Annotated in this window: 15 protein-coding genes and 1 pseudogene; 5 read left to right on the top strand and 11 right to left on the bottom strand. The window is 65.8% G+C overall.

Features of this window, described 5'->3' with window-relative positions; all coding sequences use genetic code 11:
* Positions 1 to 67 precede the first annotated feature (67 nt).
* Together HBE63_RS09220 and HBE63_RS09215 are read left to right on the top strand one after the other, a co-directional pair.
* Positions 68 to 688 (top strand): antibiotic biosynthesis monooxygenase, encoded by a 621-nt coding sequence (locus HBE63_RS09220; protein ID WP_166904478.1) that lies wholly within the window; start codon positions 68 to 70, stop codon positions 686 to 688.
* 88 nt (positions 689 to 776) lie between these two features.
* The gene (locus HBE63_RS09215) at positions 777 to 1,085 is read left to right on the top strand and encodes a GlsB/YeaQ/YmgE family stress response membrane protein (protein WP_166904477.1); all 309 of its coding nucleotides are present in this window, start codon (positions 777 to 779) and stop codon (positions 1,083 to 1,085) included.
* A 60-nt stretch (positions 1,086 to 1,145) separates the two neighbouring features.
* On the opposite strand, the gene HBE63_RS09210 is transcribed toward HBE63_RS09215, so the two are convergent.
* From HBE63_RS09210 to HBE63_RS09190, 5 genes are all read right to left on the bottom strand, one after another.
* Positions 1,146 to 2,495: a replication-associated recombination protein A gene (locus HBE63_RS09210; protein WP_166904476.1), complete on the bottom strand. Its 1,350-nt coding sequence runs from the start codon at positions 2,493 to 2,495 to the stop codon at positions 1,146 to 1,148.
* Between the two features lie 30 nt (positions 2,496 to 2,525).
* Positions 2,526 to 3,359 carry a DUF3097 domain-containing protein gene (locus tag HBE63_RS09205; RefSeq protein ID WP_166904475.1) on the bottom strand — a complete coding sequence of 278 codons (834 nt, stop codon included), beginning with the start codon at positions 3,357 to 3,359 and terminating at the stop codon, positions 2,526 to 2,528.
* Between the two features lie 68 nt (positions 3,360 to 3,427).
* Entirely contained in the window at positions 3,428 to 4,453 is a 1,026-nt protein-coding gene (locus HBE63_RS09200; RefSeq protein ID WP_166904474.1) for a putative zinc-binding metallopeptidase, read from the bottom strand.
* Complete coding sequence (locus HBE63_RS09195) at positions 4,446 to 5,375, bottom strand: transglutaminase family protein (protein WP_166904473.1); 930 nt, start codon at positions 5,373 to 5,375, stop codon at positions 4,446 to 4,448. The genes HBE63_RS09200 and HBE63_RS09195 overlap by 8 nt, the downstream gene beginning before the upstream one ends.
* Positions 5,372 to 8,083, bottom strand: coding sequence for a circularly permuted type 2 ATP-grasp protein (locus tag HBE63_RS09190; RefSeq protein WP_166904472.1), 2,712 nt, complete (start codon positions 8,081 to 8,083; stop codon positions 5,372 to 5,374). Before HBE63_RS09190 ends, HBE63_RS09195 begins: the two co-directional genes overlap by 4 nt.
* A 157-nt stretch (positions 8,084 to 8,240) precedes the next feature.
* On the opposite strand from HBE63_RS09190, the gene HBE63_RS09185 reads away from it, so the two are divergent.
* The gene (locus tag HBE63_RS09185; protein WP_243858579.1) at positions 8,241 to 8,924 is read left to right on the top strand and encodes a GAP family protein; all 684 of its coding nucleotides are present in this window, start codon (positions 8,241 to 8,243) and stop codon (positions 8,922 to 8,924) included.
* A 13-nt stretch (positions 8,925 to 8,937) separates the two neighbouring features.
* Here HBE63_RS09185 and HBE63_RS09180 read toward each other — a convergent pair whose 3' ends face one another.
* On the bottom strand, positions 8,938 to 9,849 hold the full coding sequence (locus tag HBE63_RS09180) for a DUF389 domain-containing protein (protein ID WP_166904471.1): 912 nt from the start codon (positions 9,847 to 9,849) through the stop codon (positions 8,938 to 8,940).
* Between the two features lie 92 nt (positions 9,850 to 9,941).
* Positions 9,942 to 10,430 (bottom strand): helix-turn-helix domain-containing protein, encoded by a 489-nt coding sequence (locus HBE63_RS09175; RefSeq protein WP_243858578.1) that lies wholly within the window; start codon positions 10,428 to 10,430, stop codon positions 9,942 to 9,944.
* Between the two features lie 81 nt (positions 10,431 to 10,511).
* Here HBE63_RS09175 and HBE63_RS09170 point away from each other — a divergent pair, with 81 nt between their 5' ends.
* The gene (locus HBE63_RS09170) at positions 10,512 to 11,699 is read left to right on the top strand and encodes a thiolase family protein (protein WP_166909574.1); all 1,188 of its coding nucleotides are present in this window, start codon (positions 10,512 to 10,514) and stop codon (positions 11,697 to 11,699) included.
* 304 nt (positions 11,700 to 12,003) lie between these two features.
* On the opposite strand, the gene HBE63_RS09165 is transcribed toward HBE63_RS09170, so the two are convergent.
* Entirely contained in the window at positions 12,004 to 13,116 is a 1,113-nt protein-coding gene (locus tag HBE63_RS09165) for a hypothetical protein (protein ID WP_166904470.1), read from the bottom strand.
* A 248-nt stretch (positions 13,117 to 13,364) separates the two neighbouring features.
* The gene (locus tag HBE63_RS09160) at positions 13,365 to 13,718 is read right to left on the bottom strand and encodes a hypothetical protein (protein ID WP_166904469.1); all 354 of its coding nucleotides are present in this window, start codon (positions 13,716 to 13,718) and stop codon (positions 13,365 to 13,367) included.
* Between the two features lie 10 nt (positions 13,719 to 13,728).
* Here HBE63_RS09160 and HBE63_RS09155 point away from each other — a divergent pair.
* Positions 13,729 to 13,890 (top strand): annotated as a pseudogene (locus HBE63_RS09155) (steroid 3-ketoacyl-CoA thiolase); the annotation flags it as partial.
* A 1,206-nt stretch (positions 13,891 to 15,096) separates the two neighbouring features.
* Here HBE63_RS09155 and HBE63_RS09150 read toward each other — a convergent pair.
* The gene (locus tag HBE63_RS09150) at positions 15,097 to 15,558 is read right to left on the bottom strand and encodes a nitroreductase family deazaflavin-dependent oxidoreductase (RefSeq protein ID WP_166904468.1); all 462 of its coding nucleotides are present in this window, start codon (positions 15,556 to 15,558) and stop codon (positions 15,097 to 15,099) included.
* Between the two features lie 84 nt (positions 15,559 to 15,642).
* The gene (gene aspS, locus HBE63_RS09145) at positions 15,643 to 17,466 is read right to left on the bottom strand and encodes an aspartate--tRNA ligase (RefSeq protein ID WP_166904467.1); all 1,824 of its coding nucleotides are present in this window, start codon (positions 17,464 to 17,466) and stop codon (positions 15,643 to 15,645) included.
* Between the last annotated feature and the right edge of the window lie 77 nt (positions 17,467 to 17,543).

Genomic DNA, 17,543 nt, shown 5'->3' with positions numbered 1-17,543 from the left:
CCGGAGGAGGGTGGGAGTGGAACCGGTGGCGCCACCGGAGCGCCGCCCTGGCAGGAAGGGGTGGATCGTGTTCGCACGTTCAACCATGATCGCGGCGCGCACCCAGGCCATCGACGCCGGCATCGCCCATGTCCGCGATGAGGTCATGCCGGCCCTCGACGACATCGACGGCTGCGTCGGCCTATCTCTGATGGTGGACCGGGAATCAGGAGAGTGTGTCCTCACGACGGCGTGGCGGTCCGAAGAGGCCATGCATGCCAGCGCCGCCGCGATAGCGCCGATGCGCCATCGAGTGGTGGAGATATTCGCCGGCACCGCCACGGTCGACGAATGGGAGATCGCGGTGGTTCACCGCGAGCAGTACTCCGGGCCCGGCGCCTGTGTGCGGGCGACATGGCTGCGAACCCGCCCCGAACTGTTCGACCGGGCCGTGGACTTCTACCGGAGCTCGGTCTTGCCTGCGATGGAAGACCTCGAGGGCTTCTGCAGCGCCAGCCTGATGCTCGACCGCGGATCGGGTCGGGCGGTGTCCTCGGCCACGTTCGACAGTGCCGACGCGATGGACCACAACCGCGATCAGGCCAGGGCGTTGCGCACGGCCCGACTGCGCGACCTGAGCGCCGATCAGATCGATGTCGGCGAGTTCGAACTCGTGCTCGCTCACCTGCGTGTACCCGAGATGGCCTGAGGCGCACACCGATCGGAATTGACGATCCCGTTTACACCGGTGCGGGGTTGGGTATCTCTCGTCGTGCCCAACGAGCCCTGGAGGAGAAATGACCGTCACCGGCATCATCAGCGCGATCTTGATCGGCATTGTCGTCGGCGTGATAGGCCGCTTGATCGTCCCCGGCAGACAACCTATCGGCATTCTGGTGACGATCCTGGTCGGTATCGTCTCCGCGTTCATCGGTACCGCACTGGCCCGCACCATGGGCATCCCGACCGCGACCAACGGCGTCGACTGGCTCGAACTACTCGTGCAGGTCATCGTCGCCGCCCTCGGTGTGGCCCTGATCTCGGCACTCATGGGACGCCGGAAGACCGGCATCCTGGGAACGCGACGGTCCGGCCTGCTTCGCTGACCATCTGACCCGAACCACGGTCCCGGTTGAACATTCAACTGGGACCGTGGTTTTCGTTGCTCAGCGCCGCGCGCGGCGAATGATGGCGCGCAGCTTGTCGACCCGGGTCACGAGTTCGCGTTCGAATCCGCGTCCGGTCGGCTGGTAGTAGTCCGTCCCCACCAGTTCATCTGGTGGATACTGTTGCGGCACAACACCATCAGGATGGTCATGGGCGTATTTGTAGCCCACGGCGTTGCCGAGTTTCTGTGCCCCCGAATAATGACCGTCCCGCAGATGCGGAGGCACCAATCCGGCCTTGCCGGCCCGGATGTCGTTCATCGCCGCACCGAGCGCCGTGGTGACCGCATTGGACTTTGGCGCGGTGGCCAGGTGCACGGTCGCGTGCGCCAAGGTCAGCTGCGCCTCGGGCATGCCGATCAGCTGCACGGTCTGGGCGGCGGCGACCGCGGTCTGCAGCGCGGTGGGATCGGCCATCCCGATGTCCTCGCTGGCCAGGATCATCAGCCGGCGCGCCACGAAGCGTGGGTCCTCCCCCGCCACCAGCATCCGGGCCAGGTAGTGCAACGCCGCATCGACGTCGGATCCGCGCACCGATTTGATGAAGGCGCTGACGACGTCGTAGTGCTGATCACCGTCACGGTCGTACCGCACCGCGGCCTTGTCCAACGACTGCTCGATGGTCTCGACGGAAACAACGCCACCGGGCGCTCCGGCTGTTTCACCGGCCACCTCCAACGCGGTGAGTGCCCGCCGCGCATCGCCGGCGGAGAGCTGCACCATGAGCTCGACGGCCTCGTCGGTGACCTCGACCGCACCACCCAGACCCCGCGGGTCGGTGATCGCGCGGCGCAGCACGGTCTCGACGTCCGGCGCGGTCAGCGGCTGGAGCTGCAGGATCAACGAGCGCGACAGCAACGGCGCGACCACCGAGAACGACGGGTTCTCCGTGGTGGCCGCCACCAACAGCACGACCCGGTTCTCCACCGCCGCCAGCAGCGCATCCTGCTGGGTCTTGGAGAAACGGTGCACCTCGTCGATGAACAGCACGGTCTGTTCGCCGTGATGAACGAGCGCAATGCGCGCCTTTTCCAACACCGCGCGGACCTCCTTGACGCCGGCGCTCAGCGCCGAGAGCGCCTCGAACCGGCGGCCGGTGGCCTGCGAGATGAGCGAAGCTAGGGTGGTCTTGCCGGTGCCGGGTGGGCCGTAGAGGATCACCGACGCCGCGCCGGATCCCTCCACCAGGCGGCGCAAGGGCGAACCGGCCTGCAGAAGATGGGTCTGGCCGACGACCTCGTCGAGGCCGGCGGGGCGCATCCGCACCGCCAGCGGCGCCGAAGCGGGGGCCGGCGCACCGGGACCCGCGGGTGCGGGCTCACCGGGCACGTCGAACAAGCTGTCGGACACGTCTTCTGCTTACCACGCTGACATGACTGTCTACGCCGGTGCGGTCACGAAATCGATGAGTTCCTCGACCCGGCCGATCAGCGCGGGCTCCAGGTCGTTCCAGTCGCGTACCTGGCCGCGGATCCGCTGCCAGGCCCGGGCGATGTCGGCCTGGTCCTGGTGCGGCCAGCCCAGCGCGTCGCAGATACCGTGCTTCCACTCCACACTGCGCGGGATGGTCGGCCACGCCTTCATCCCGAGCCGGGCCGGTTTGACCGACTGCCAGATGTCGACGAACGGGTGTCCGACCACCAGCGTGTGCTCACCGCCGGGGCCGCGCCGCACCGCCTCGGCGATGCGCGCCTCCTTGGACCCGGTGACCAGGTGATCGACCAGCACGCCCAACCGACGGCCCGGTCCGGGTGCGAACTCCGCGACGATGTCGGCCAGGTCATCGACGCCGCCCAGATATTCGACGACGACGCCTTCGATGCGCAGATCAGCGCCCCAGACCTGCTCGACGAGCTCGGCGTCATGGCGGCCCTCGACGTAGATCCGGCTGGCCAGCGCAACCCGCGCCTTGGCCCTGGGTACCGCGACCGATCCTGACGCCGTGCGGGCCGGTGCCGCGGCCCGCTTGGGCACCACGAGGCTCACCGGCTTGCCGTCGATCAAAAAGCCCGGGCCCATCGGGAAAGTCCGCACCTTGCCGCGGCGGTCCTCGAGCTCGACGCGGCCACCCTCGATCCGCACCACCGCGCCCACGTAACCACTCTGGGCGTCCTCGACGACCAGGCCCTTCTCCGCAGGCTGTTCGGTCGATCGAGTCAGCTTGGGCGTGTGCGGGTTTCGGGACAGGATGTCGGAGCCGTAGCGATCAGTCACGCCGCGATCCTAGAAACGCCTGCGGCGATCGCGGGGTTGCGACATACCATCGTGATGGTGCTGTTAACTCAGCCCGCAGTGACCTCGTCGACGACTGCGTGCACGAACCGCATCTTCTCCAACACCGCGGGCGCCAACACGAACGGGTACAGGTCGTCGTGTCCCATCGACCGGTTCACCATGTTCAGCGACCACGCGAGCGGCAGCCACATCTCGATGATCGTGTCGAACCCGGCGGGCCCCAGAAAGCGTCGTCCGAACGCCGCTCCGGCGGGGGCGAACCCGAAAGCCGCGGCGGTGTCCAGGGTGTCGCGGATGTGCAGATAGTGCGCGAAGGTCTCGGCCCAGTCCTCGGCGGCGTGCATGGTCGCGTAGGACGAGACGAAGTCGTCCTCCCACCCGGACGGGGGACCCTGTGCGTAGTGGCGGTCCAACGCGGCCTGATAATCGGCGTCGGCGTCCCCGAACAGTTGGGTGAACCGGGCGCGGTAGTCCGCCGACGGCGCAATCAGCCGATAGAAGTAGTGGTGACCGATCTCGTGGCGGAAGTGGCCCAGCAGCGTGCGGTACGGCTCGTCCATCGCGATCCGTAGCTGCTCGCGGTGTACATCGTCACCCTCGGCCAGGTCCAGGGTGATGACACCGTTGTGATGGCCGGTGAACACCTGCTCGAACCCGCTGGAGAGCAGGTCGAAAGCCAGCCCGAACCGAGGGTCCTCGTCGCGGCCGACGATCGGCAGCTTCAGCTCGTGCAGTTCGGCGATCAGCCGGCGCTTGGCCTGCTCGGCGTCGGCGAACGATGCCAACGCCGCGGTATCGGTATCGGCGGGACGGGTCCTGGTGAGCGTGCACGACGCGCACAACGGATCATCACCGATGCGTACCAGCCAATTACATTCGGCCAGATGCAGATTCGCGCACAGTCGGTACTGATTCTCATCGACGGCGCCGGCGTGGCCGCTCTGGTCGGAATCGGTGATCACCAGCAGCGCCATGTCACCGAGCGAGAACCCGAGCGCGCTGCGGCACGACAGGCACAGGCTGTTCTCGAATGCCAGACGTTGTCCACAGTTGGGACAGTTGAAATCACGCATGCAGCAACCGTCCTCGGTCCGGCGGGCACGGCGCCACGTCGACGGACACCTCGATCACGCTGCTGAGAGAATCCGTGTAGATGATGCCGCGGAGCGGGGGGATGTCGGCGTAATCGCGGCCGAATCCGGCCACGATGTAACGCTCGTCGACCATCTGATCGTTGGTGGGATCCATTCCCATCCAGAGGTTCTGCGGCGTCCAGACGGATGCCCAGGCGTGCGTGGCGTCCACCCCGATCATGCGTTCCTTACCGGGCGGCGGATCGGTGGCCAGGTAACCCGAGACATAGCTTGCCGCCAGACCGTTGGCCCGCAGGCAGGCGATGGCCAGCCGGGCGAAATCCTGACAGACTCCCTCGCGCGCGGCCAGCACCTCGGCCACCTGGGTGGACACGGTCGTCGAACCCGACCGGTAGGTGAAGTCGGAGTAGATCCTCGATGTCAGTTCACGAAGCACCTCGATCAGCGGCCGTCCGGGCACGAAACTGGGTGCGGCGTACTCGCGCACCGCGCCAGTGATCTCCGGCGGTGAGAGGTCGAGGGTGAACTCCGCGGCCAGCGCACCATCGCCGCCGATCGGGCGGGCCAACTCCCAGGGGGCCTTGGCTGATGCGCCCGAATAATGTTCAGGCGCAAAGGGATCCACCTCTACCACGGATTGGCCGGTGACGCTCAGGGTGCGGTGGCGGTCGGTGACATGAAAATACGAACTGATGTTGCCGTAAGCGTCACGGCTGGTGGAACTGTCGGCCGCCTCCGGGTCGATCACCAGGCGGTGGGACAGGCACCGCTGCCACGGCAGGTCACGCGGCGTGAGAAAACCGCGCCCGTAAGAGCTGGTGACATCGTCGGAATAGCGATAGACGGTGCGGTGGGTGATCTCGTAACAGCGGGTTCCCGCCGACTCGCTGGGCCCGGTCATGGCATTACCCGCCGCTCGTCGGGCCCCCACAGCGGTTGCATCCCGCCGGGCAGTGACAGGTGCGCCGCGGTGATGACACCCGAGAGATCGCGCAGGCCGGCATGCACACCGTCGAGTAGGCCGGCGAGTTCGGCTCGGGCCCCGTCTGCGGCGACCTCCTCGAGATCTGCCGGGTCGAGACGACGCAACCGGGTGGCCAGTTCGTCGATCAGGCGTTCCGGGCGCGACGAGCCCGATGCTCCGGGCAGGGGCTTGAGGTCCGAACGGATGCGCTCCAACTGGTAGATCAGCGATCTGGGGTTCTCGGCGTCGAACAACAGCAGTTCGGCGATCGCGGCGACGCTGATCTGCCCCGGGTTGCGCCGCCGGTAGATCACCGAAGATTCACAGACCACCAGGGTCGACTCGGCCACCGCGCGTTCGGCCGACGCACTGCGCACCGTCGTCAAGGTGGCTCGCAGCAGCGCGGTCAGCGCCATCCCGCGCTCGATGCGCTTGCCGAGATCCATCACGGTCCAGCCGACGTCCTGCACCATCGATTCCGCGGACACCCCGGACAACGCCAACATTCCGGCCAGGGTCTGGCTGTGCGCGGTGGCGAGGTAGGCCTCTGCGACATTGGGCGACTGGGGTGGGACAGCCGATGGTCGGATCACCGCACGTTCGACACCGGCCAGCACCATCCAGGTGTCGTTGGACATCTGGTCACGGACCGCCCGGGCGGCCAGCCCGAGCCGTTCCACCGATTGGGCAAGCGATCCCGGCCGATGCCGGTCAGCGGTGGCCGACCACAACGTGGTCGGGGCGATCGCGATCATCTCGTGGGCATCGGCGGCGTCTCCGGTGTCGGTGCCGGTGATCGCGCCGATCGCTGCCAGCAGCACCGGAACACACTGACTCTCTTCGAGTTCCCGGCGGTAGCGGTATTCGTGGTAGCGCTCCCGGGTGACGGTGAGCAGCCGCGCCATGCCCTCGGCACGTTCGGCGTACCGGCCCATCCAGAACAGGTCGGCCAGCACCCGCGGCGAGCTGACCGCCCGGGTCGGGCTGGGTACCGCGCCCGCGGAGACCAGCTCGACCGAGACCGTCGGGATGCGCTCGGCCGTGACGCGTTGCGGACTGTTAACCCAAACATCCTTGGCGGCAAGGGTGTTCATTCGATAGGCAGAATTTCCGGGAGCGACGACGTAGCCCAGTCCACCGATCATCGGCGCGTACCCGCCGCGCTGGGCCACGGTGAACAGCCGCATACCGACGTTGCCCGCCGACATTCCCGTGGACCGGTAATTGGTTGGTGCGGTGGAGAACTGGGGCAGTTCCTGCCCCACCCACTGCGCGGGATCGGCTTCGATGCGCGCGGCCAGGTCCTCGCGGTCGGTGGTCGCCAGTGTCGGCCCCACGATCGTGGCGCCTCCGCTCACCGGCCGGATCAACAACGACGACAGCTTGGTGAGCAGATGGGAGCGCTCGATGTCGATCCCGCCCCAGTACATCGGCGCGGTCGGCAGTTGGGGTTTCTCGTCGAGCAACAGCTCGGCCAGCTGCGGCAGAAACCGTGCCAGACCGGGGCTTTCCAGAATTCCGCTGCCCAAGGTGTTGACCACCGTCACCGAACCGCGACGCAACGCCTCGACCAGACCGGCCACGCCGAGCCGGGAATCGGGGCGCAGATCCAGCGGATCCACATAGTCGGCGTCGATCCGGCGCAACACCACGTCGACGCGTTTGAGAGTGCCCAGCGACCGCATCCACAACGTGCCGTCCCGGACCACCAGATCCGCACTCTCCACCAAAGGGAAGCCGAGCACCCCGGCCAGGTAGGCCTGGTCGAAGGCAGTCTCGGAATGGATCCCGGGGCTGAGCACCACGACCATCGGCTCTTCGGCGGCCTCGGGAGCCGCGTCGAGCAGCGCCAGTCGCAAGGCCTGAGCCCACGGCGAGGAGGGGCGCGGGCCGACCCGCTCATACAGGTCGGGGGCCGCGTGCACGATGACCCGGCGATCGGCCAAGGCGTAGCCGGCACCCGAGGGTGCCTGTGTCCAGTCCGCATTCACCGTGAACGCGCCGTCGTCGCCGCGGCTGACGTCGCAGCCATGGAGAAACAGCTGATGACGTCCGGGCACCACGATGCCGCGCGCGGCCCGCAGGTAGCCGGGGTGGGCGAACAACAATCGGGCCGGCAGCACCCCGCTGGTGATCGAGCGGCGGGCGCCGTACAGATCGGTCAGCACCGCATCGAGCAGCCGGGACCGCTGCACCAGACCTGATTCCAGGCAGTCCCAGTCCGTAGCGGAGAGCACCAGCGGCAGGGCGTCAAGATGCCAGGGGCCCGGCACCGCGGTGCCGTCATCGTCGGTGACCACGTCCCCGTGGCGATCCATCTGGATGTAGGTGATGCCGTCGTTGTCGACGAGGCCGCGCACCACGGCACGCAGCCGGTCCAGGCCGTCACGGCCACGCTCGCCGACGCCCGCGGCCAGCTCGCGCCAGGCCGGCCGAACATTGCCCAAGGCGTCGACCAACTCGTCGTAGCCGGCGCCGAAACCGTCGTCCCGAACTTCGAACAACGCACGCTGGGCCCGGGACCGGCGGTAGGCGGCCAGCACACCGTCGACGTCCATACCGTCGACGTCGCCACGCCCACCGGTGTCCAGGGCAACACCGGTGGCCTGAGCGGACTCCGGTGAGCCGTTCGCACGTAGAACCATCAGTGAAGAACGGTACGCACCCGACGATGATCCGGGCTTGCTGGCGCACCCAGATCAGCGGATTCGGCCGGATTCGCCCGGCGCTGGTTGAATTCAGCGTTGAGGTAACCGAGGCGAAGGGATGTGGCCGCCGGCGATGTGGAGCACCGTGCTGGTGATGGCCGTTGTGGCGGCGGTCGATCCGCTCAGAATCGGGGTCGTTGCCTTCATGCTGTCGCGGTCACGGCCGGTACGGTTGCTGCTCCCCTTCTTCCTGTTCGCCTTCACCGCCAATGTCGCGGTGGGCGCCGCGGTGGTGTTCGTGTTCAAGAACGTCAGCGGCGACGGCGGGCGCACCATGCCTCCGAGCCTGGAGATCGGCATCGGTGTCGTGGCGCTGGCGATCGCCGTACTGTCCGTCACGGGTGTCCTCGAACGCCTGGTCACGCGGGTGCGCGCGCGACGGGCGGCGCCGGCCGCAGCCACGGACGACTCGGTTCCGGGCCTGTCGAAACTGCCGGCCGGCATGCAGGCCGCGTTGCGCGGCGAGGCGCCGTGGGCAGCCGGACTGCTGGGCCTGATCAACGGTTTCCCCACCCCGTACTACCTGGCCGCGATGGCCGCCGCCCTGACATCGGGCGCCGTGGTGACCGAGCAGATGGCCGCGATGGTCGTGTTCAATCTGGTCGGTTTCCTCGCGGCGATCATTCCGATCATCAGTTTCTGGGTCGCGCCGGCCGCCACCAGGTCCGGCGTCGAGCGGATCTACGAGTGGATGGGCATCCACCATCGCCTCGTGGTGGCCGTGATCGCCGGTGCCGTCGGCCTGTACTTCCTCGCCACGGGCATCAGTCACCTATGACGGCGCCCTCGCGTCAGCGGGTCGCGAATCTGCGGTAGAGCGCGAGCATCACGACACCCGCCATCGTGATGCCCATCAGGTTCACGCCCAACTGCAGCACCGACCGGGCCGCGATGTCCCATTCGCCGACCGTCGCGGCGACCACCGCGAAACCGGCCGCAGGAACCGTCGTCACCGAGATGAAGACACCCACGAGTGCCGCGGATTTCGCCGACACGAGCGACAACATCCCGGCCGCGCCGGCGAGCAGAGCCACCACCAACGAGAAGGGGCCCACCTGGAAGATGAAATCCACCTCCTGGAGGTTGCGGAAGCTGGTCAGCGACACCCACCCCAGGGCTTCGAAGCCCAATGTGGCGAGGGCGGTGACGGCCATTGCGACGGGGAAGCCGACCAGCAACGCCACTCCCGCCCGGCGGGCCAGCGACATCCGCTGCTGCACCAGCGCGACCGCCAGCGCCGCCAGCGGCCCGAACTCGGGTCCGACGACCATCGCGCCGACAACGGTGACCGCGGAGTCGGTGATGACGCCGATCGCGGCGAGCAGGCACGCGATGCACAGGAACATCAGATATGTCGCGTTGAGGCTGGACTCCTCGCGGGTACGCGACACCAACTCGTCCCAGATCACCGCATCGGCACCGTCTCCCTCGGTGGCGTCCTCGGCATGAAAGGCCGCTGCGGACAGGACGGTGTCGAGTGGCTCAAGGGTGATGGCCCCCGAGTGCGGCACATCAAGGGATTTAAGGCGCTCCACCACATCGTTGGCCGCCTCCCGGACCACGATGGCCGTGATCTCGTCTCCGGCCGGATCTCTCGCATCCCCGGCGTGCACCACGACATTGGTGACGCCCGGGTCCCGGTCGAGGACGTTCAGGATCGGCTCTCGCAGATCGGTGGGCGCGACGACGCGTAAGTGCAGCACGGGCCGAGAGTAGCGTTCTCAATCCCACCAGAAGACCCACAGCGGATGCGCCGGCCTGCGCGCCAGGATCTCCAGCGCACGTGTGCCTACCGTCACGACGTCGGACGCTCGAAGCGGACGACGAGTTCGTCGGCCGGCACGGGGTGTCCTTGCTCACACCGGATTTCGACTCCGGCCAGTGCCCCGCATCCGTCGTGGGCCAGCCGCAGTCCGGTGTCGCCGAGATGTTTGCGGCCCCACTCGAACATGGCCCACACCACCGGCATGAAATCCGTTCCGGATTCGGTGAGGACGTACTCGTCGCGTTCCCGCTGACCGGGCTCGCGATAGGGCCGCTTGGCCAGCAGCCCGGCGGCCACCAGGTCGGACAGCCGCGCCGAGGTCGCCGCCTTGGTGATCCCGACCCGGCGAGCGAAGTCGTCGAACCTGGTGGTGCCGTAGAAGGCCTCGCGCATGATCAGCATCGCCGACTTGGTGCCCGCGAACGCCATCGTCCTCTCGATCGGGCAGTGCCCCACCGCAGACCAGGTGTCACGGTCGGCCAGCTTGCCCTGCAGCATTCCCACGGAATCAAACCCCATCTCTGAGTTGTTCTAACTATACCCAGGTGCTATACCTAGGTACTTAACACAATACTCAGCGTGGAGCATCAGGAGGCCAAGATGACCGGATATGCAGACCGGGACGCAGTCATCGTCGGAGCGGTCCGGACCCCGATCGGCAAAGGCAAAGCCAACGGCGCGCTGCACGGCGTCCTGCCGGCGGATCTGCTGGCCCACAGCCTGCGGGAGCTGATCACCCGCACCGGCGTCGACCCGGTACTGGTCGAGGACGTCATCGCCGGAGCCGTCACCCAGGTCGGCGATCAGGCCGTCAACATCGCCCGTAACGCCCTGCTGGGCGCGGGCTTCCCGGAAACCGTTCCCGGGACCACCGTCGACCGCCAGTGCGGCAGCAGCCAGCAAGCGATCAGCTTCGCCGCCCAAGGCGTGCTGGCCGGCGCCTACGACATCGTGATCGCCGCCGGCGTGGAGTCCATGTCGCGGGTGCCGATGGGTACCTCGGTATTGCCGGGCAGCGACCCGTTCGGCGTGGCCTTCGCCGAGCGCTACTCCGAAGGTCTTGTGCCGCAAGGGATCAGCGCCGAGTTGATCGCAGCGAAATGGGGATTCTCCCGCGCCCAGCTCGACGAGTTCTCCGCGGGCAGCCACGAGAAAGCGGCCCGGGCCACCAAGGACGGATTGTTCGAGGCCGAACTAGCCCCGATCGCCGGGTTGAGCACCGACGAGATCATCCGGCCGGGGACGACGGTCGAGACCCTGTCCGGGTTGAAGCCGGCGTTCTACAACGAGGCCTACGCCGCACGGTTCCCCCAGATCAACTGGGAGATCACCCCGGGTAACTCGTCACCGCTGTCCGACGGCAGCGCGGCGGTGATGATCACCAGCGGTGCCACGGCACGGAAACTCGGGCTCAAGCCGCTGGCTCGGATCCACACCACCACGGTGGTCGGATCGGACCCGCTCTACATGCTGACCGGTGTCATCCCGGCCACCGAGAAGGTCTTGGCGCGTGCGGGTTTGACGCTGGCGGACATCGACCTGTTCGAGGTCAACGAGGCGTTCGCGCCGGTGGTGCTGGCCTGGGCGGCCGACACCGGTGCCGATCTGGGCAAGACGAACGTCAACGGTGGCGCGATCGCGATCGGGCATCCGCTGGGCGCCAGCGGGGCCCGCATCATGACCACCCTGGTCAATGCCCTCGAGGGGCGCGGCGGACGTTACGGCCTGCAGACGATGTGTGAGGGCGGCGGCATGGCCAACGCCGCCATCATCGAGCGGCTGGACTAGCGCCACAAAACGTCCCAGCCCCGTCGTGTGAGGGCTGGGACGTTTCAGGTCACGGTATCCAAAACTGGTGCGCTCAGTATTTGCCGCCCCGGCTTACGTTCGACTGGTGCGAGATCTCGACACCATCGACAGTGAACTTCGACTTCTGGCCGTCATCCGTGAATCGCTTCGCGGGCTGGGCGGAGTGCCATCGATGTGCGGCGTTGATCAGCTCCTGGACGAATGGCCGCAGATGCGACAGCGGCCCCGATCTTCGAGGACTGCTGATGTGACGAGGAGGAAAGGACGGTTTTCGCGCGGGGAATCAGACGGGTCGGCTGGGGAGCTTCTGTGCAATTTCCTTCAGCGCATCGAGTATTTCGACTGGCACCGCCGACAACTGATCACCCTTGGTATCATCGCCGTACGTCGGGGTCGAGAAGATGCTCCGACCCACTTCAAGAATCAGTTTGTCACGGTTCTCAGGTGAGGAAAGCTGCTTTGAAAATGCCTCGACAGAATTTATTTGGACCGACGCTGTCTTGGCCCATCGGGCAAGGAGTCGATGATGCCGAGCGATTTTTGAGGCGTACGTCGCGGCGCCCACTATCGGTAGAACCACGACAAGGTGAAAGACAGTTTCTTTCCATCGCGACACATCTAGGTTTGAAGCAATCCAGATGCTCGATCCGATCACGGCAACTACCGATCCGAATGCCGCCAGAGTCCAATACCACGCTTTTTTACTATCGTCGGTCGCGATCTGCCAAAAGTGGGCACCCATTATCAAGGCGCCGGTTTCGGATGCTGCACGACGGGCTGCATCTCTAGCCTGGGCCGCCTCGTTAGCGGCCTCGCGCGCAAAAGCTGCTGTTTGAGCGAGATCAAGTGCCTGACTGAACCTGCTGCTGGACTCCTGCAGCTTACCGGCCCAGCGGTAGAGGGCAGCGTTAGTCGACGCTCTGTGTTCTTTCTGCGCGGCTAGCTGGATTGTGGAATTGAGCTGGCCGTTCCATGTCTGCAGATAGTGGGTCAGGGTATTAGCTTCTGGTGGTGGGTTTCCCTCGCTCGCTTTGGTGAAGAAATGGGACACTGCCCGATTGAAATCTTCTAGCAGCGAGTTTTCCATAAACTCGATCATGTAGACGTCGCCGCCATCTGCACTGAAAGTGGGAAATTCCAGTGGAGAGCTGAAGAGGAGTTCACTTAGTTCACTCGTAAAATCACTAACAGCGCGGCATTGTCCAACATTGAATATATCAGCCAGCATCTCGATGTCTTGTCCGCGCATACGACTTGGGACTTTGGAGTCTGCGGCCCCACGAAAAGCGTCTGTAAGCGTTGTTAGCAAGAGCTGCGTATTGGTTCGGAGATCAGCAGTGGGCTGATCACTACCCCTCCAGGTTGGGACACTGACATCCTCGGCCATCTGACTCATAGAGGCATATTAGGTATTGCGTACGACAACGGCCCCCCATCTTGAAGGTGAGTCTGGGAGGCCGTTGGTGCGCACCGCGACGACGGGCGCACTGCGTGGGGGTGAATAGTCCCCGTGGTCCCGCACCTGGATCCTCAAACAGGTCGGGGCCGTGCGGCGGGTGGATTAGTCCCGCCAACCACCTGAGCCATCGCAAACTCCGGTGGATGTTTTGGTTGCCGACCGGGTCCGCTTCGGTCGGCAAGTTTCTAGTTGGCTGTCGAGGTGATCGTCCACCAGTCGAACCTGGGAGGCGTGGCCACCAGGCCGCGTGTCTGCCACTGCGGCAGTCCCTGAATTTTGAACCTCACTCCGTCAATGACGAGTAGGTCACCATGGCGCGGTTCGTTAGGTTCGGTGACAGGAACGCCAACCATGCCGGTGGTGTTCACGATGTCGCCCCGGTCGTTGATTGGTCGCCACGATGGGCCACCCATCACCAGGCCGTTGATCTCGCCCACTTCGGTGCCGTCGCTGCCGACTCGCACCAAGTTGCCGTCAGCGTCGACGGGATCGTCATGCTCATTGCGCTGTGCTGCACGGTAGAGAATGCCGGTACTCACATCGCACGCTGTCAACGTCGGGGCGATCGCGATCGGGCACCCGCTGGGGGCCAGCGGTGCGCGCATCATCACCACCCTGGTCAATGCGCTCGAGCAGCGCGGCGGACGCTACGGCCTGCAGACCATGTGTAAGGGCGGCGGCATGGCCAACGTCACCATCATCGAACGCTTGTCACCCATTGACCAAGGACCGGGCTGCGGTGGTGCCTTCCATAGCCCGGTCCTTCGCGTACTAGGTGTGGAACTTTGCGACTACCGTGCTGTTATGACCCTGATCCTGGGGATGAGCAAAGCGGAGGGGATCTACCTCTCGGCCGACTACCGCCTGACGGACGCTCGGACCGGCAAGACGGTTGACGATCAGTCCGTCAAGTTTTTACAGATGGATTTCCCGCCGCAAGAGAACATGCTGCGCGTGCTGATGGCGTTTACCGGCATCGCACGGCTTCGGGACCAGACGCCGATTGGCGACTGGCTGCGACAGACGTTGCGCGGCGGCGGGCTTAAAGATGATTTCAGATACGCAATGGAGCTGCTGAAGGATCGCCTCGATCGAGACATTGCGCCGTTGAAATACGGATTCGTCTTGAATCTCCTTGGGACCCAGGGAGATCAACGCTTCTTTGGCGGATTCACCAACACGCTAAAGGACGGTACAGTTGAGCCGAAGTTCGCCTTCGCATTGTTTCCGGTGACGGAGCCAGGGGCATTTGGCAACGGGTCAGGAGCTGACCGGGTGATCAAGGATGGGTACGTCGATTTCCTGAAGGAACAGGCCCACATACGACCGCGCAAGCCGGAAGACCACATGAACTTATTGGCCTCCTTGAATCGACGAGTTGCGCAGGTAGACAACGGCGTTAGTCCGCATTGTCATGTCACATTCTTGAGTGCCGACCCAACCGAAACAGCAGCGAAGTCACACGTATTTACCAAGCCCGGCGAACCTAGACCGCCATACAGGATTCCGCACATCTGGATGGGGATTGACTTCTCGATGTTCGAGGAGGGGGCGGTGGCGATGGCCAAAGGCGAGCCGAAAGAAAAATGGGGCATGACCAAGGAAAAGGCAGTGCGGTATCTAAAGCCCCGCGACTGAACGCGCTATGGCACGACTCTCGGCGTGGCGTGCAAGTGAGTGTTCCGTGAGACGGCGCGACGATCAGCGGCATTGTTGCGTGGTTCGCCTGGGCGTGTCGCTGGCCGCCCTGGTGTGGAACGTCGCGCAAACCTACATTCGGCGGGCACTACGGCCTGCAGACGATGTGTTGGCGGTGGCATGGCCAAAGCCACCATCATCGAGCGGCCGTAGCCGGTTTGTCAGGCTGGAGTGGCACTCGACTTCCACTGCCACTCCAGCGTGACAGTTGACGTGCAGTTAAGCGCGAACCAGCTCGAAAAGCGGGATGGCCCGGGTGGTTTTCGACTGGTACTCGGCGAACACCGGGGCACGCTCGATGATCTTCGGGTAGGCGGCGTCCCGCTCGTCGGCGGGCAACTCGCGCGAGACGACGTCATAGGCCTCGACACCGATCTCGATCCGGGCCCGCGGGTTGGCCCGCAGGTTGTGCACCCACGCGGGGTCCTTGGGCCCACCCGCGTAGGAACCGACGATCAGCATCGCGCCGTCGATGTCCAGATAGGCCAGCGGCGACAGCCGGGGCTGACCGGATTTGGCTCCTGTGGTGTGCAGCAACAGCAGCGTGCCGCCCTCAAAGGGCCCGCCCACCTTGCCGCCATTGGCCCGGAATTCCTCGACGACATTGCGGTTGAAGTTGTCGAGGGCCGCCACGTCGGCGACCAGTTCGGTCTTGTCGAAGTTCGGATCGATATCGCTCATGCCTTCTCCAGCTTCTCCGGTAGGGCCTTCTATTCCAGACTCAAACTTCGCCGTGGCGAACCGCGCACGGAGAGCCGAGAGGTGTTAGGCCTTCACCTGCGGCTTGTCCTCGGGCTTGGCCTTCGACTCGGGCTTCGCGTCGATCCCCGATTCCTTGCGCTGCTGCGCGGTGATCGGCGCCGGGGCATCGGTCAGCGGGTCGACGCCGCCGCCGGACTTGGGGAACGCGATCACCTCGCGGATCGAGTCGACCCCGGCCAGCAGCGCGGTGATGCGGTCCCAGCCGAAGGCCAAGCCGCCGTGCGGCGGAGCGCCGAAGGCGAAGGCGTCCAACAGGAATCCGAACTTGTCCTGGGCCTCGGCGTGGTCGATTCCCATCATCGCGAACACCCGCTCCTGGATGTCGCGCCGGTGGATACGGATCGAGCCGCCGCCGATCTCGTTGCCGTTGCAGACGATGTCGTAGGCATCGGACAACGCGTTGCCGGGATCGCTGTCGAAGCTGCCCTCCGATTCGGGCTTCGGCGCGGTGAAGGCGTGGTGCACCGCCGTCCAGGCACCCGAACCCACCGCGACGTCGCCCGAGGCCGTCGCCTCGTCAACGGGCTCGAACATCGGGAAGTCCACCACCCAGGTGAACGCCCAGGCGGCGGGGTCGATCAGGTCGAGGCGCTTGGCGATCTCGATGCGGGTGGCGCCCAGCAGCGAACGCGCCGGCTTGACCGGGCCTGCCGCGAAGAACACGCAGTCACCCGGCTTGGCGCCGACGTGGGCGGCCAGACCGTCCCGCTCGGCGTCGGTGAGGTTCTTCGCCACCGGACCGCCCAGCGTGCCGTCCTCCGCGACCAGCACGTAGGCCAGCCCCTTGTGACCCCGCTGCTTGGCGAACTCCTGCCAGCCGTCAAGGGTGCGGCGTGGCTGCGACGCCCCACCGGGCATGACGACAGCGCCCACATACGGCGCCTGGAAGACCCGGAACGGGGTGTCCTTGAAGTACTCCGTGCACTCGATGAGTTCGACACCGAACCGCAGGTCGGGCTTGTCGGAGCCGAACCGGCGCATCGCGTCGGCGTAGCTGATCCGGGGCAGCGGCAGCGGCACGTCATAACCGATCGTCGACCAGACCGCCTTCAGAACCTGCTCGGCGAGCGCGATGACATCGTCGGCGTCGACGAAGCTGAGCTCCATGTCCAGCTGAGTGAACTCCGGCTGGCGGTCGGCACGGAAATCCTCGTCGCGGTAGCACCGGGCGATCTGGTAGTACCGCTCCATGCCGGCCACCATGAGCAGCTGCTTGAACAGCTGCGGGCTCTGCGGCAGCGCGTAGAACGAGCCGGGCTGCAGACGCGCGGGCACCAGGAAGTCGCGGGCGCCCTCCGGGGTCGAGCGGGTCAGGGTCGGCGTCTCGATCTCGACGAAGTCGTGCTCGGCCAGCACGTTGCGTGCGGCGGCATTCACCTTGGAGCGCAAGCGGATTGCGTTGCCCGGGCCCTCGCGGCGCAAATCCAGGTAGCGGTACTTGAGCCGGGCTTCCTCGCCTGCGGTCTCGTCGAGCTGGAACGGCAACGGGGCGCTCTCCCCCAGCACCGTCAGCGACGTCGCGTTGACCTCGATCTGGCCGGTCGGGATGTCGGGGTTCTCGTTGCCCTCCGGCCGCACCTCGACCACACCGGTGACAGCGACGCAGAACTCGGCGCGCAACCGGTGGGCGGCAGCGAGCACATCCCCCTGGCGGAACACCACCTGCGACACGCTCTGCCCATCGCCTTGCCCACCACCAGCCCCGTCGCGCAGGTCGATGAAGATCACGCCGCCGTGGTCACGGCGGCGCGCCACCCATCCCGCCAGGGTGACCGTTTGACCGGCATCCGTGGCCCGCAATGAACCGGCGGCATGACTGCGCAGCACGAAAACTCCTCATGAAGAAGGTTGGGACGAGTGACCAGTCTAGAGAGTCGGTCTACGGCGGTAACTTTGCGATGTGG

It is taken from the genome of Mycobacterium sp. DL440 (genome assembly GCF_011745145.1).
Classification (GTDB): Bacteria; Actinomycetota; Actinomycetes; order Mycobacteriales; family Mycobacteriaceae; genus Mycobacterium.
Note: the sequence above shows the minus strand (reverse complement) of the source record. Positions and strands in the feature narration are given on the sequence as shown.